Here is a 12631-nt window from a genome sequence, read left to right on the forward strand (position 1 = left end):
CGTGGCACACGAAGAAGAACATGGCCAACCGGGTTTGATTGCGTCGCTGGGCCGCGTGGTCCGCAACGCACTCGGCCTGCTGCTCAACCGGCTGGAACTGGCCGCGCTTGAGCTGGCGGAAGTGCGCGACCACCTGCTCAAGCTGGTGGTCGTTTTTGCGTTGGCGATGCTGCTGGGCGGTTTTGCGCTGATCTATGCTTCGGTTACGATTGTGTACCTGGCATGGGCGGCGATCGGCTGGGTGATCCTGCCGATCGTTACTGGCGTGTTCCTGCTGCTGGCGATAGCGCTGGTGTTGTACGCACGCGGACTGATCCGCAGCGGCACACTGTCGTTGCCGGCGACCATGGCGGAACTCAAGTCCGACCGTGACATGCTGCTGTAAGGAGAAGCGATGAACAAGCTGGAAGCAGCGGTCGCGCGCGCGGCCGAGAAGGAAAGATTGATCCGTGAAGGCGAGCTGTATCGTATCAAGGTAGTCCATTCGAAAGCGCTGGTAGGGCAGGCGCTGCAACCGGATGCGCTGCTGCATGGCGCGATGGAGCACGCGGTGGGTCTGGCGCAAGCGCGTCTCGGCGGGCTGTTGACGCCGGGCGGCCTGAGCGGCCTCAACTTCAAATCACTGAAATCGCTGATGCCATATGTTTTGACCATCGGCTCCTTCATTGCGCGCAAGCGTTTGGTGAAGCCAGCTATTGCACTGGTTGTTGCAGCCGGTGCAGGCGCGGCCTGGCTGATGCGCAACAAGCGGCCACCGGAAGAGTAAAGCCCAGTAGAGGCCGCGTTTAGCGGCCTTTTTCTTTATTGGGACTGCGTCAGCAGTTGCGGGATGGTGGCGAGATCGTGCTGGTAGGTAGCCTGGGCGTCTTTCTGGCAGGTGCTGCGGTCAGCGGCGGCGCCTTTCTGGCAGGCTTGTTTGGCTTCGGCCAGTGCAGCGCCGATTTCCTTGCGCAATGTGCGTTCGCGTTCAGCCTTGGTGGCGTCTGCTTGCGACCAGCGTGCTGGCTCGCCCTTGGCAATTTCCTGTTTTTGCAGTGCGGCGTTTTGTGGCGGCGTGGTGTCTTGCGCGTGCGCGGCAGGGAGTGCCGCGCACGCCACCATCGCTGAGCTGATGATGAGTTGGCGAATCATGATGGTCTCCCGCAGTTATAGCCTGCCCGTGAGCAGCATAATCAACAGTATAACCACGACCAGGCCGGTGATGCCGCTGGGCGCATAGCCCCAGTTGCGGCTGTGCGGCCAGGTCGGCAGTGCGCCGATCAAGGCCAGCACCAGGATAATCAGAATGATGGTGCCCATATTGCTCTCCTTGGTTTAGTAACGATACAAACGGCCATCGATCAGGCGCACGCGATTGCCCACGCGCAGATCGTAGACACTGTCCTGCTGCACGGTGCGGTAATCACCGTTATCCATGCGCACGCTGATCTGGTATTCCTGCTTGGCGTCGCGGGCATTCTCGACGTTGTTGCCGACCATCGCACCACCGACAGCACCAGCGACGGTTGCTGCCGTGCGGCCGCCGCCGGAACCGACCTGGTTACCCAGCAAGCCGCCGATCAGGCCACCGGTGATGGCGCCGGCGCCGGAGCTGCCGCGCGCCTGCATGACCTGGATCGAATCGATGGTGCCGTAGCTGGAGCTGTCGTTACTAATATAGCCGATCTGTTGCGGCTGCTGGCTGGTGCTGGCGCAGCCGCTCAAAACAGCCACGCCGGCAAACAGCGCGGCGGCAAGCGTAGTTGAGCGTTTCATGATGTCCTCCTGGAAAAGTGTGATGCCAGCATAGGCAGGGCACGCAATCCAGTCTGTGCGATTGCGCACCGTGCGGCAAGTGGCGGTTTTTGTACGCTACCGTACAGAGGCGCGACGCAACTCGGCGTTTAATGGCGACATCGGCTGGTTCGCTGGCTGACCAACCCAATCGTCAAACACTAAGGAGAAGCGCCATGAAAATCGCACATAAAATCGCCACCGCCCTGTTCACTGTTTCGCTGCTGGGCGCCGTCACCGGCTGCGCATCGACCAACACCAAGGAAGGCACCGGCGAGTATGTCGACGATTCCGTCATCACCACCAAAGTCAAAGCCAGCATCTTCAACGAGCCTAGCCTGAAATCGACCGAGATTAACGTCGAGACCTTCAAAGGCACGGTGCAGCTGAGCGGCTTTGTGGCCCAGCCTGAAGACATCGCCAAAGCCGGCAACATTGCGCGCGGTGTCAAAGGTGTGACCAATGTGAAAAACGACATCCACGTCAAGTAAGCCATCATGAACCAGCCCGCCGAGGACATTGCATCGCGCATTCCCTTGCATGTCAACGCGCGCGGTCTGGCGCTGGGCGTGCTGGCCACTGTGGCGTTCCTGTATGCGCTGCAGTGGTCGCGCGACTTTCTGGTGCCGGTGGTGCTGGGCATCCTTATCACCTATATGCTGAGCCCGCTCGTATGCTGGCTCGAGCGCATGCGCATTCCGCGCATGGTCGGCGCCACGCTGGTGACGGCCGCCATTCTCGGCGGCTCGGTGCTGGTGGTCGATAAAGTACAGGGCGAATTCCAATCTATTGTTGATGAACTGCCCAACGCAGGGCACAAATTGTCGCGCCTGCTGTCCGAGCGTTTGCACAGCGGCGGTCCCAGCGCCTTGCAGCGCATTCAGGACGTCGCGACGGAACTCCAGCAGGCGACGGCCGGTGCGCAAGAGAAGCGTGCGGCACGGCGCGCTGCGCCAGCGCCGGCGCCGGACGGCATCCCGGTCATGAACTGGATCTGGGCCGGCTCCATGAGTGTGATGGGCTTCCTCAGCCAGGCCACCATGGTGATCTTCCTGGTGTTCTTCTTGCTGCTGTCGGGCGACACTTTCAAGCGCAAGCTGGTCAAGCTGACCGGGCCGTCGCTGACCAATAAGCGCATCACGGTGCACATCCTCGAAGACATCAATAGCTCGATCCAGAAATACATGCTGATGCTGCTGGTCACCAACGCCGCATTGGCGCTGCTGATGTGGGCGGCCTTGCGCTGTATCGGGCTGGAGAACGCCGGCGCCTGGGCCATCGTGGCCGGCCTGCTGCATCTGATGCCATACTTCGGTCCCTTGCTGATCATGCTGGCAACCGGCACCGTGGCCTTCCTCCAATTCGAATCGCTGCAAATGAGCTTGCTGGTGATGGGCGCTTCGCTGGCCATCGCCACTCTGATCGGCACCGTCGTCACTACCTGGATGACCGGCCGCTTCGCCCGCATGAACGCGGCGGCGGTGTTTGTCAGCCTGTTGTTCTGGGGCTGGCTATGGGGCGTGTGGGGACTGCTGCTGGGCGTGCCGCTGATCGTGATCGTGAAGGTGGTGGCCGAGCGGGTGGAAGGGATGGAAGTGGTGGCTGAGCTACTTGGCGAGTGAGCCGCGCTGCAACGCATATTGGCGCGCAAATTCGGCGCCGAGGAAGAAGATCTGCGCCGAGTAGTACACCCACAGCAGCAAGGCAATCAGCGAGCCAGCCGCGCCGTAACTACCCGCTACACCGCTGTTGCCGATGTAAGCACCAATCGCATATTTCCCCAGCGTGAACAAGGCCGCCGTACCGAGCGCGCCGATGCTGACGTCATGCCACGACAGCTGCACGCGCGGCAGCATCTTGAAAATCACCCCGAACAAGGCAGCAATCACGATGAAGCCGATCAGCGCGTTCAACACCGTTAGCGCCATGCCGGCGTCGCGCCACACACTGCTCCAGTAGTTTTCCAGCAGCGTCAGCGCTGCGCTCACCACCAGCGACACCATCAGCAGGAAAGCCAGCACTAGCACCATGCCGAAGGACAGCAGGCGTGTGCGCACCACGTCCCACAAGTTGCCGTGGGTGAGGGGCGGAACTTGCCAGATGGCGTCGAGGCTGGCCTTAAGTTCGGCAAACACCGTCGTCGCGCCAAAGAGCAAAAGGCCGCTCGCAACCAGCGTTGCGAGACGGCCTTCTTCTTTGTTGCGGGCGCCGGCCAGCACCAGCTGGATGGCTTCCGCACCCTGCGCGCCGACCAGGCCGCGCAGCTGCGCAAACAACTCGCCTTGCGCCGCTTGCGGTCCGTAGAACCAGCCGGCGATCGCCAGCACCAGTACTAAAATCGGCGCCAGCGAAAACAGGGTGTAGAACGCCAGCGCCGCACCCATGCTGCCGCCACGGTGCTCGAACCATTCAGAGACCGTGCATTTCAGCAGCGACAGCATGGCTGGCCCTGCGCGTTACTGCACGCGGCGCTCGATGGTGATCTGTTCCACCTCGACGCGGCGGTTCGGTTCGAGGCAGGTGATCAGGTCGGCGCGTTTCTTGTTGTTGCACTGGACCACAGGATTAGCTTCGCCTTTGCCTTCGGCTTTCAGGCGGCTGTCGGCCACGCCTTTGCTGACCAGGTAAGCCTTGACCGCATTGGCGCGGCGTTCAGACAGTTTCTGGTTGTACTTGTCGCTGCCCAGACGGTCGGTGTAGCCGGTGATGACCACATTGTCGATGCCGGTATTGGCGTTGAGTGCAGCGGCGATTTCGTCCAGCTTCGGCGTATCGGCGGCCAGTTTGTCGCTGTCAAACGCGAACAGTTTGGTGGCCGACATGGTGATTTTCTCGAAGCGCGCCGGTGGTGGCGGAGGAGGTGGCAGCGGTGCTGGCGGTGGTGGCGGCGGCGGCGCTACTTCAGGCTGCGGTGCTGGCGGCGCTGGTGGCGCAGCGCGCGGCGGCGCGTTGAAGGCGATGTTCAGGCCAACGGTGGCATAGTAGTTATTGCTTTTACTGTTGGGAAATTCATCGCCACGGATGAAGCCGTGCACATTGCGGATATCGGCCTGCAGCGCAACGCGCTCGCTCAGGTCGGCCTGGAAACCGAGGCCGGCGCTGACATACGGCGAATTTTTCTTGCGCTCGACGCCACCCAGCAGGTTGGCCTTGTCGCGCTCGGCGCCCACGCCCAGCAGGATGAAGGGACGGAAGCTTTTGCGCGAGAACAGGTAGAGACCATCCACGCCCAGCGTGTCCTGCTGGTAGCGCTGGCCGTTTTCACGCGAGCGGCCGTAGGTGTAGCCGCCTTGCACGTCCCAGTTTTCATTCACGGCCTTGCCGAACTTGAGGCCGGCGCCGTAGCCGCGCTTGTCCACGCCAAAGTCAGAGTCCGGCTTGACGCCATTGACGCTGGGCTGGATGTACCACGATGGATTGATGACCGCATCCTGCGCGAGGGCGGAAAACGACGCACACAGGGCTGCGGCGGCGAGGGCGATTTTCTTGGATTTATTCACAGGTGAACTCCCGGTTTGTTATCAAAATATTTCATTGCCAGCAATGTTGTTGCACTGCTGTTGGACCGAAGGTAAGGCAACTTGGTGCACGGCTTCCGTTCGCTACCGCACCTAAGTTTGTGCTGTATCAAATTCATCACATTTCCTGAAACTTATTTGCGCGCACCTTGTCCCACGTTAAGGCTATAGAAGCACCAATAATGTTCGTTGCCGCACAGACTGGGGCGAGGCAAGCGGGCATTCTCTTCCTAAACGCGATACCGAATTGTTTAAAGGAGTGTTCCCATGCATGCAGTCAGCAAACAACAAACCCTGGTCCAGAACGAGATGAAAGCCTCGACGGAGATGCACTCCACCACGGCGCGCCTGACGCTGATGGAGCGTTCGACGCCAGCCCCCCTGGACCGCAAGCCGGCCTTGTCGATGGCGTCGATTGAGCGCGTGCGTTCGACCTCGGCCACCCTGCGCCGTATCGAAAATATGCAAAAGCTCATCGCGGAATTGACCCAGCACGAGATGCTGGCCGATGAAATTGCGTGGTTCCTCAAGTTTTCGCCCTCCGGCGCCCGCAAATACATCCGCGACCTGCGCGAAGCCGGCGTGATCGAGCTGTCGCGCTACGTGGAAGGCACGGCGACCTATCTGGGCAAAGCGGTGTACCAGCTGACGCCGGATCCGGAGCGCATCGCGGCCTTCCTCGCCGCCATCGCCCAGCCGAAGCGCGAAGGTGCGCCACCGCGCAAGGAGCGTCCAGGCCTGCGTGAACAGGCAATGGCAGGCAATGGCCGCCACTTCCACATTCTGGCGGACGACACGCACTACGCCATCCGCGTCAACCGCGGCCCGGTGATGCGCGATCCGTTGGTAGCGGCCTTGTTCGGCGTGCCGATGTCGCAGCAAAAAGCTGAATAAAACCACGTGCCGCAGGGGTATGATGTTTGCATATTGAAATGCAAACATGCAACCCCAACTATTCCGTCAAGACATTAAACGGACTTGCGGCACATGGAAGCTTTGATCTGGATCGGCCTGACGGCGCTAGCGATCGCGCTGCCTTTTTATTTCCCGCGCTGGCGCTTGCGGCGCGTGCTGGCGAGGCCATTGCCGCCCGAGGCCGAGGCGGTGCTGCAGCGAAATATCCCTGTCTACAAAAACATGAGCCCGGATCTGCAACAGCAGCTGCGGCGCATGGTGGTGCAGTTCCTGCATCAGAAAAAATTCATCGGTTGTGAAGGGTTGGACGTGACGGATGAAATGGCCGTCACTATCGCTGGCCAGGCGTGTATGCTGCTGCTGAACCGGCCCAGCAAGGTCTATCCGGCCTTGCACACCATCATGGTCTACCCCAGCGAATTCGTGGCGCAGCGGGCCGAAGTAGGGCCGGGCGGCGTGATCACGCCGGGCCACCAGCGCATGCTGGGCGAGTCCTGGGATGACGGCCGCGTAGTGCTGTCGTGGGACAATGTGCGCCGTGGCGCCGCTGACTGGACCGACGGCCACAACGTGGTGCTGCACGAGTTTGCGCACCAGCTGGACAGCGAGTCCGGCCGCGCCAACGGTGCGCCTTATCTCGGCCATCCGGATAGTTACCGAGAATGGTCGGAAGTACTGTCGCGCGACTATCAAAACCTGCGCATGAATGCCATGTACCGCCAGCACACGGTGATGGACCATTACGGCGCCACCAATCCGGCCGAATTCTTCGCCGTCGCCACCGAGACTTTCTTCGAGAAACCCTATCAAATGGCCGAGCATCACGCCGAGCTGTACGGGGAATTCCTCAAATACTACCGGGTCGATCCGCGTGCATGGATGTCGCCGCCACCCCCACCGCCGCCACCGGAAATATCGCCGTACGCCTACGTCGCTGGCTGGTGAGCAAGACCTGCTGCCGCAAGTAATTTGTATTTTTGCCACTAGCAGCTAAAAGTGGTTACTGCAATCGCTAAACATGGGAGTATTTGATCCGCATCAATGCTGCGATGCGTCAAATCCCCCCTAGATTGCAGGAGAATATGATGACCTTGCGTTCGTCTTTGGCTTTGCTGTCTCTCGCGTTTGGCTGTGCACAAGCAGCCAGTTCATTGCCGGGCTTTGCTGCCGATCCCAGCGGCACTTCGGTGTCCGGCCTGTCTTCCGGCGCTTTTATGGCAGTGCAATATCAAGTGGCATATTCCAGCGAAGTGGTGGGCTCCGGCATCGTCGCCGGCGGGCCGTACTACTGCGCTGCCGGGCTGATAATGAATGCCGGCATTTGCATGGGCTCGGTGCCGCTGGTGGCGCCGAATCCTTACCTGATGGTGGGCGCGGCCCAGAGCTACGCCGGCCTCAACCTGATCGACCCGCTCAGCAACCTGGCCAAGGACCGCATCTACGTCTTCAGCGGCACCAAGGATACGGTGGTGTACCAGAAGGCGGTTGACGCCACGGTGGGCTTCTTCAAGGAGGCGGGCGTGCCGGCGGCTAACCTGCAGTATGTGAACTCGCTGCCGGCCGGGCACGCGCTGATCATTCCGTCGTTCGGCAATCCCTGTCCGGACAACAAGTCGCCCTACATCAGCCATTGCGCCATCTCCACCAAGGACTATGACCAGCCCGCGGAAATCCTGACCCACATCTACGGTCCGCTGAATCCGCGCGCTGTCACCCGCAGCGGCCAGCTGATCTCCTTCAAGCAGAGCGAGTTCGGCACCTCCGCCATCAGCATGGCGGACGAAGCCTATGTCTACGTGCCGGCCAGTTGCCAGCAGGGCGGCTGCAAGGTGCACGTGGCTTTCCACGGCTGCAAGCAGTCGGCAGAATCGGTGAAGGATGATTTCTACAACAAGAGCAGCTACAACGACTGGGCCGACAGCAACCACCTGATCGTACTGTACCCGCAGGTGAACAAGTCGCCGGTGGTGCCGTTCAACCCGGAAGGCTGCTGGGATTGGTTCGGCTACACCGGCGCGCTGTACGCCACCAAGAGTGGGCCGCAGATCCAGGCCATCCACGCCATGGTCCAGCGTTTGACTTCGCCGGTGTCAGCGCAGGTGGCGTCGGCGCAATAACTATAGGATCACCGAGCCGTCGTCGCTGCGCTTGACGTGCAGCAGGCCCGGCTCTTCTTCCTCCAGCCGCTGCGCTTCCAGGTCCTGTGCGCTGGGAGCGTGGCCGGCTTCTTCGAGCAGGCGCTGGCGTTCCTCCAGTCCCCGCAAGATGTTTTGCTCCAGTTCCGACTGCTGCCACGGCTTGGGGATGAAGCGGAATACGTGGGCGTCGTTGATGGCCGCCATCGCCGTTTTGAAATCGGTGGAGGCGCTCAGCATGATGCGTACCGTGGTCGGCGCCACGTCCTTCAAGGCTTGCAGGAATTCGCCGCCGCTCATTTCCGGCATCATGAAATCGGACACCACCAGGTCGAACTCGCATACGCAGATGCGGTTCAGCGCATCAAACGGATTGGTGAAGGTTTCGATCTGCGCGCCAGCCAGCGGCTTGCTTTGCCGTAGCGCGCGTTGCAGAGCGCTCAGCATATTCGGTTCATCGTCGACCAGCAGGATGCGGCTCATAACTGTTCCTCCGTGTGGCGGACCGGCAGCAGCACGCGGAAGCAGGTGCCGCGTCCCAGCTCGGTATCGACCTCGATGCGGCCGCCGTGTTTTTTAACGATGCCATACGCCAGCGACAAACCCAGCCCCGTGCCTTTGCCGACCGCCTTGGTGGTGAAGAAGGGATCGAAGATGCGCGACAGCGCGTCGGGCGCGATGCCGGAGCCGGTGTCTTCCACTTCCAGCTTGACGGTGCGCTGGTCGGCCATGCCGGTACGCAGCGTGATCATGCCGCGCTCCGGCCCCATCGCGTGCGCAGCGTTGACCACCAGGTTCAGCACCACCTGGTTGATCTGCAGCGGCAGGCACTCGATCTCCGGTATGTCGCCGTAAGCCTTGACCACATCGGCGCAGTACTTGACCTCATTGGCGACGATGTTGAGGGTGGAGTCTATGCCTTGGTGCAGGTCGGCGCGGCTCCAGTCCTGGCTGGCGTCGGCGCGCGAAAAGTCCTTGAGGTCTTCAACGATGTGGCGCACGCGCACGATGCCTTCGCGTGATTCGCGCATCAGCGCCGGAATGTCCTGGCGCAGGAAATCCAGGTCGATGCGCTCGCGCATGGCGCGCAGGCGCGAGGTCACGGCCGGCTGGGCGATGCTGGTTTCAGCTTCCTGGTAAGCGTCCAGCATGCCGAACAACTGGTCGAGATAATTTTGCAGCGTGCCGACGTTGGAGAAAATGTAGCCGATCGGATTGTTGATTTCGTGCGCCACGCCGGCCGCCAGCTGGCCGATGGAGGCCATCTTTTCGGCCTGCACCAGTTGCTGCTGCGCGGTGGTGAGCAGATCGTTCAGTTCGGTCAGCTGGCGGATGTCGTCTTCCAGCTTGTCGTTGGCCTGCGCCAGCTGGGCGGTGCGCTTTTCGACGATGTGTTCGAGGCCATCCTTGGCCTTGCGCAGCGCGTTCTCGGCGACGCGGCGTTCGGTCACGTCGCGCAGGGTTTCGATGGCGCCGACGATATTGCCGTCAAGGTCACGCAACGGCGCGGCGGTGAAGTGCAGCCAGTGGCCGCTGGCGCCGATGTTGGGGAAGAAGTCTTCCGACTCATACGCGCCGGGGATCAGCGTGGAGCGCTGGCTGTGGCCCGGATAATGTTCGTCGATATTGTCGTCGCCGGCCACGATCAGGTCCGACAACAGCGGGCGCTCCTTCGTATAGAACGGCTGCCACTGGTTGCGGGTGCCGACCATGCAGGAGCGGGTCCAGCCCAGCAGCTGCTCGCAGGCCTTGTTCCAGTGCGTGATGACGTGATGGCGATTGATGGCAAAGGTGGCGACCGGATGGCCGTCGAAGAATTCGGATAACGCCACTTCCGCTTGCGAGCTCAGTTTCATCGGTGCTCCTCAGTTCACCAGGATTTGACACATATCGCTGATCATCAGCGTGCATTTTTCAGTTAGCTGCTGGCGCTGCTCGTCTTCGAAGGCCAGCGTGCGCCATGCGTGTTCACCATCATCGGCCGGTTGCGCCAGCAGGTGCGCCATGCCCACTGCCAGCGCCAGACCGGTGGCGTCGGCGCGGTGCTGGTGGCTGATGGCGTCCTGGATCGCTTGCGGGAATTTCCAGTAGGCCGCCAGCGCGCTGCCGGCATGCGTGTGGTCGACGCCGAACACTGCCAGCTCAGCCTCGGCCACGGTGGCGTCTTCATGTTCGTTGCGCCACAGCGGCACCGCCGCGTACTCGTCCGGAAAGCGCGTGGCCAGCACCAGCGTGCCGAGGTTGTGCAGCAGGCCGGCGGTGAAGGCGGTATCCGGGCTTTGCCGCAAGTGCTTCGCCAGCGCACGCGCCCACACAGCGGTGGCGATGGCGTGGCGCCAGAAGGCGTCGAAGTCGAGCGCGGCATCGGCGGTTTTCGGCACAGCACCGATCACGCCGCAAGCCGTCACCAGCGTGCGCACACTGTGCAGGCCCAGCACCGACATGGCCTGCTGGATGCTGGTGACCTTGGACGGCATGCCGTAGAACGAGGAGTTGGCCAGCCGCAGCGTCTTGGCGGTGAGCGCCTGGTCGAGCGCGAGGCGGCCGGACAGGTAGTGCAGGTCGACGTCGTCCTCTTCCATGCTGGACAGCAGCTCAGCCACCACGGCCGGCAGCGAAGGCAGGTCGTGGATGCGGCGCACCACTTCGTCGAGCGCGACCTGGCTCATGATGCGGCCTCGCTGGGACTGAGTGTGATCAGGCTGCCGCGCGAGGCCGAGTGCATGCCCATCGGGTAAGTGCGCACAGCGTAGCGGCGGCCCTCGATGTCGGTGTGATGGCCGCCGGGCAGGGTGGCGCCGGGCGCGAACAGTTCGGGCAGCACGGCGCAAGCCTCGTTGCCGAGCAAGGCGCCGCTGCGCCGGAACACGCTGCCAGCGGCGCCGTTGATGAAGGCGATCATGCCTTCGTCATCCATGCCGATCACCGGCAGCGGCAATTGCTGCAGGATTTCGCGCGCGATGCTGAGGCTGATTTCATCGCGGGCTATCTGGCGCTGCATCTGGTGCAGCAACTGTTCCATGCGGCGGTTGGCGCTGGCTAGCTCGCGGTTGGCGTTGCGCACTTCCATATTGAGGCGGATGTTGTCGTCGGCGATTTCCTTGAGGCGGAAAGCGTCGGCCAAGTGGGCGCGCAGCTGCTCGTCGTTCCACGGCTTGGTGAGGAATTTGTAGATCGCACCCTCGTTGACCGCGTCGGTCACCGATTGCAGCTCGGTGTAACCGGACAGCATGATGCGAATGGTGTCCGGCCGCAGGTTGCGCGCATGGCGCAGGAAGTCGGCGCCGCTCAGGCCTGGCATGCGCTGGTCGGAGATGATGACGTCGACCGGCTGCTGCATCAGCAGTTCCATGCCTTGCTCGCCGCAGTTGGCGGTGATGATGTCGTAGCCGTCCGGACGCAGCAGGCGCTTGAGTGCGGACAGGATGTTGGCCTCGTCATCGACCAGCAGCAGGCAGCGGCGTTTGGCCTGCACGCGCAGCAGGTGCGGCGGCAGGCGGCGATCGTCGCGCAGCAGGGCGCCGATCTCGTCCGGTGACAGCGGTGCGGCGTACACCTCGCCCTGCACCAGGTCGCACAGATTGGTGCGCAGGAAGGCGCACTGCGCTTCGGTGTGGACGCCATCGGCGGCGATGCGGATGCCGAGATGGTGCGCCATCGCCATCAGCGCCTGGCACAGCGCGGCGGCAGCTTCATCGTCGGCGACCTCGCGCACGCGGGCGGCGTCGAGCTTGATGTAGTCGAAGGGGTAGCGCTGCAGGTGGTGGAGGCAGGCCGGGCCTGCGCCGAACTGGTCCAGCGTCAGGCAGGCGCCCAGTTGCTTGAAGAAATCGAGGGCAGTGTCGCTGGCGCTCGGATCGTGGGTGAGGGCGGCTTCGCTCAGTTCCAGCGTCAACGCGGCTGGCTGGATGGCGTGTTCTTCCAGTACGGCCGCCACGGCGGGGCCGAAGCGTGGATCGTGCAGCTGCGCGGGCGCGACCTGGATCGCCACTTGCAGGTCGTCGGCATCGACTGCACCGCCTTGCCACAGTGCGCGGTCGGCGCAGGTGCGGCGCAGCAGCGCCAGGCTGTTGGCGCTGGAGGACAGCGTAGCCAGGCCGGCGACCGCGCCATTGCGCAAATCGACCAGCGGCTGGTACTGCGGCGCGTGATCGTCGAACTCCATCAGGCGTTCCTATCGAAATGGAAGCTGGCTGCTCGAAAATACTATCGGTCGATTATACGGCGAAACCGTGGTGTGGACGACAGCGGGCTCGTGCGGTGGCAACAGTGTCGGCTTGTTATCCCACT

The 12631-nt window shown here is 62.3% G+C and carries 16 protein-coding genes; 7 read left to right on the top strand and 9 right to left on the bottom strand.

Annotated features, from left to right (window positions below):
• The first annotated feature begins 1 nt into the window (after nt 1).
• Together GTP46_RS13955 and GTP46_RS13960 are read left to right on the top strand one after the other, a co-directional pair.
• Entirely contained in the window at nt 2–385 is a 384-nt protein-coding gene (locus tag GTP46_RS13955) for a phage holin family protein (protein ID WP_371869661.1), read from the top strand.
• Nucleotides 386–394: 9 nt separating this feature from the next.
• Nucleotides 395–766, top strand: coding sequence for a hypothetical protein (locus GTP46_RS13960; RefSeq protein ID WP_161007249.1), 372 nt, complete (start codon nt 395–397; stop codon nt 764–766).
• Nucleotides 767–801: 35 nt separating this feature from the next.
• Here the strand turns inward: GTP46_RS13960 and GTP46_RS13965 are convergent, their stop codons facing one another.
• From GTP46_RS13965 to GTP46_RS13975, 3 genes are read right to left on the bottom strand one after another with little or no spacing between them, the layout of a single operon-like run.
• Nucleotides 802–1131, bottom strand: coding sequence for a hypothetical protein (locus tag GTP46_RS13965; protein ID WP_161007250.1), 330 nt, complete (start codon nt 1129–1131; stop codon nt 802–804).
• Between the two features lie 15 nt (nt 1132–1146).
• Entirely contained in the window at nt 1147–1299 is a 153-nt protein-coding gene (locus GTP46_RS13970) for a DUF3309 domain-containing protein (protein WP_161007251.1), read from the bottom strand.
• A gap of 15 nt (nt 1300–1314) precedes the next feature.
• On the bottom strand, nt 1315–1755 hold the full coding sequence (locus GTP46_RS13975) for an outer membrane lipoprotein (protein ID WP_161007252.1): 441 nt from the start codon (nt 1753–1755) through the stop codon (nt 1315–1317).
• A 194-nt stretch (nt 1756–1949) separates the two neighbouring features.
• Between GTP46_RS13975 and GTP46_RS13980 the strand changes: the two genes are divergently transcribed.
• On the top strand, nt 1950–2264 hold the full coding sequence (locus tag GTP46_RS13980; protein WP_161007253.1) for a BON domain-containing protein: 315 nt from the start codon (nt 1950–1952) through the stop codon (nt 2262–2264).
• Nucleotides 2265–2270: 6 nt separating this feature from the next.
• Complete coding sequence (locus GTP46_RS13985) at nt 2271–3395, top strand: AI-2E family transporter (protein ID WP_161007254.1); 1125 nt, start codon at nt 2271–2273, stop codon at nt 3393–3395.
• Here the strand turns inward: GTP46_RS13985 and GTP46_RS13990 are convergent.
• Together GTP46_RS13990 and GTP46_RS13995 are read right to left on the bottom strand one after the other, a co-directional pair.
• Nucleotides 3381–4214: a YihY/virulence factor BrkB family protein gene (locus tag GTP46_RS13990; protein ID WP_161007255.1), complete on the bottom strand. Its 834-nt coding sequence runs from the start codon at nt 4212–4214 to the stop codon at nt 3381–3383. The two genes, GTP46_RS13985 and GTP46_RS13990, sit on opposite strands and share 15 nt — an antisense overlap.
• 15 nt (nt 4215–4229) lie before the next feature.
• On the bottom strand, nt 4230–5273 hold the full coding sequence (locus GTP46_RS13995) for an OmpA family protein (RefSeq protein WP_161007256.1): 1044 nt from the start codon (nt 5271–5273) through the stop codon (nt 4230–4232).
• 327 nt (nt 5274–5600) lie between these two features.
• Here GTP46_RS13995 and GTP46_RS14000 point away from each other — a divergent pair, with 327 nt between their 5' ends.
• The 3 genes from GTP46_RS14000 (at nt 5601) to GTP46_RS14010 (ending at nt 8323) form a co-directional block, all read left to right on the top strand.
• On the top strand, nt 5601–6185 hold the full coding sequence (locus tag GTP46_RS14000; RefSeq protein ID WP_161007434.1) for a winged helix-turn-helix domain-containing protein: 585 nt from the start codon (nt 5601–5603) through the stop codon (nt 6183–6185).
• A gap of 93 nt (nt 6186–6278) precedes the next feature.
• A complete protein-coding gene (locus GTP46_RS14005) occupies nt 6279–7151 on the top strand; it encodes a M90 family metallopeptidase (protein ID WP_161007257.1) in 873 nt (290 codons plus the stop codon).
• Nucleotides 7152–7288: 137 nt separating this feature from the next.
• Nucleotides 7289–8323 (top strand): extracellular catalytic domain type 2 short-chain-length polyhydroxyalkanoate depolymerase, encoded by a 1035-nt coding sequence (locus GTP46_RS14010; protein ID WP_161007258.1) that lies wholly within the window; start codon nt 7289–7291, stop codon nt 8321–8323.
• Here the strand turns inward: GTP46_RS14010 and GTP46_RS14015 are convergent, their stop codons facing one another.
• The 4 genes from GTP46_RS14015 to GTP46_RS14030 are packed head-to-tail and all read right to left on the bottom strand — an operon-like array spanning nt 8324 to nt 12506.
• Nucleotides 8324–8824: a response regulator gene (locus GTP46_RS14015; RefSeq protein ID WP_161007259.1), complete on the bottom strand. Its 501-nt coding sequence runs from the start codon at nt 8822–8824 to the stop codon at nt 8324–8326.
• Complete coding sequence (locus GTP46_RS14020) at nt 8821–10197, bottom strand: PAS domain-containing sensor histidine kinase (RefSeq protein ID WP_161007260.1); 1377 nt, start codon at nt 10195–10197, stop codon at nt 8821–8823. Before GTP46_RS14020 ends, GTP46_RS14015 begins: the two co-directional genes overlap by 4 nt.
• Nucleotides 10198–10206: 9 nt before the next feature.
• Nucleotides 10207–11010, bottom strand: a complete 804-nt coding sequence (locus GTP46_RS14025; protein ID WP_161007261.1) for an HDOD domain-containing protein — start codon at nt 11008–11010, stop codon at nt 10207–10209.
• The gene (locus GTP46_RS14030; RefSeq protein WP_161007262.1) at nt 11007–12506 is read right to left on the bottom strand and encodes an EAL domain-containing protein; all 1500 of its coding nucleotides are present in this window, start codon (nt 12504–12506) and stop codon (nt 11007–11009) included. Before GTP46_RS14030 ends, GTP46_RS14025 begins: the two co-directional genes overlap by 4 nt.
• Nucleotides 12507–12631 lie beyond the last annotated feature (125 nt).

It is taken from the genome of Duganella flavida, from assembly GCF_009857445.1.
GTDB lineage: Bacteria > Pseudomonadota > Gammaproteobacteria > Burkholderiales > Burkholderiaceae_D > Rugamonas > Rugamonas flavida.

Excerpts from the sequence above, each read along its gene's own strand:
- GTP46_RS14025 (WP_161007261.1), bottom strand. The coding sequence starts at position 11,010 with ATGAGCCAGGTCGCGCTCGACGAAGTGGTGCGCCGCATCCACGACCTG.
- GTP46_RS14030 (WP_161007262.1), bottom strand. The coding sequence starts at position 12,506 with ATGGAGTTCGACGATCACGCGCCGCAGTACCAGCCGCTGGTCGATTTG.
- GTP46_RS14020 (WP_161007260.1), bottom strand. The coding sequence starts at position 10,197 with ATGAAACTGAGCTCGCAAGCGGAAGTGGCGTTATCCGAATTCTTCGAC.
- GTP46_RS13990 (WP_161007255.1), bottom strand. The coding sequence starts at position 4,214 with ATGCTGTCGCTGCTGAAATGCACGGTCTCTGAATGGTTCGAGCACCGT.
- GTP46_RS13980 (WP_161007253.1), top strand. The coding sequence starts at position 1,950 with ATGAAAATCGCACATAAAATCGCCACCGCCCTGTTCACTGTTTCGCTG.
- GTP46_RS13965 (WP_161007250.1), bottom strand. The coding sequence starts at position 1,131 with ATGATTCGCCAACTCATCATCAGCTCAGCGATGGTGGCGTGCGCGGCA.
- GTP46_RS13975 (WP_161007252.1), bottom strand. The coding sequence starts at position 1,755 with ATGAAACGCTCAACTACGCTTGCCGCCGCGCTGTTTGCCGGCGTGGCT.
- GTP46_RS14000 (WP_161007434.1), top strand. The coding sequence starts at position 5,601 with ATGAAAGCCTCGACGGAGATGCACTCCACCACGGCGCGCCTGACGCTG.
- GTP46_RS13985 (WP_161007254.1), top strand. The coding sequence starts at position 2,271 with ATGAACCAGCCCGCCGAGGACATTGCATCGCGCATTCCCTTGCATGTC.
- GTP46_RS14015 (WP_161007259.1), bottom strand. The coding sequence starts at position 8,824 with ATGAGCCGCATCCTGCTGGTCGACGATGAACCGAATATGCTGAGCGCT.
- GTP46_RS14010 (WP_161007258.1), top strand. The coding sequence starts at position 7,289 with ATGATGACCTTGCGTTCGTCTTTGGCTTTGCTGTCTCTCGCGTTTGGC.
- GTP46_RS13970 (WP_161007251.1), bottom strand. The coding sequence starts at position 1,299 with ATGGGCACCATCATTCTGATTATCCTGGTGCTGGCCTTGATCGGCGCA.
- GTP46_RS13960 (WP_161007249.1), top strand. The coding sequence starts at position 395 with ATGAACAAGCTGGAAGCAGCGGTCGCGCGCGCGGCCGAGAAGGAAAGA.
- GTP46_RS14005 (WP_161007257.1), top strand. The coding sequence starts at position 6,279 with ATGGAAGCTTTGATCTGGATCGGCCTGACGGCGCTAGCGATCGCGCTG.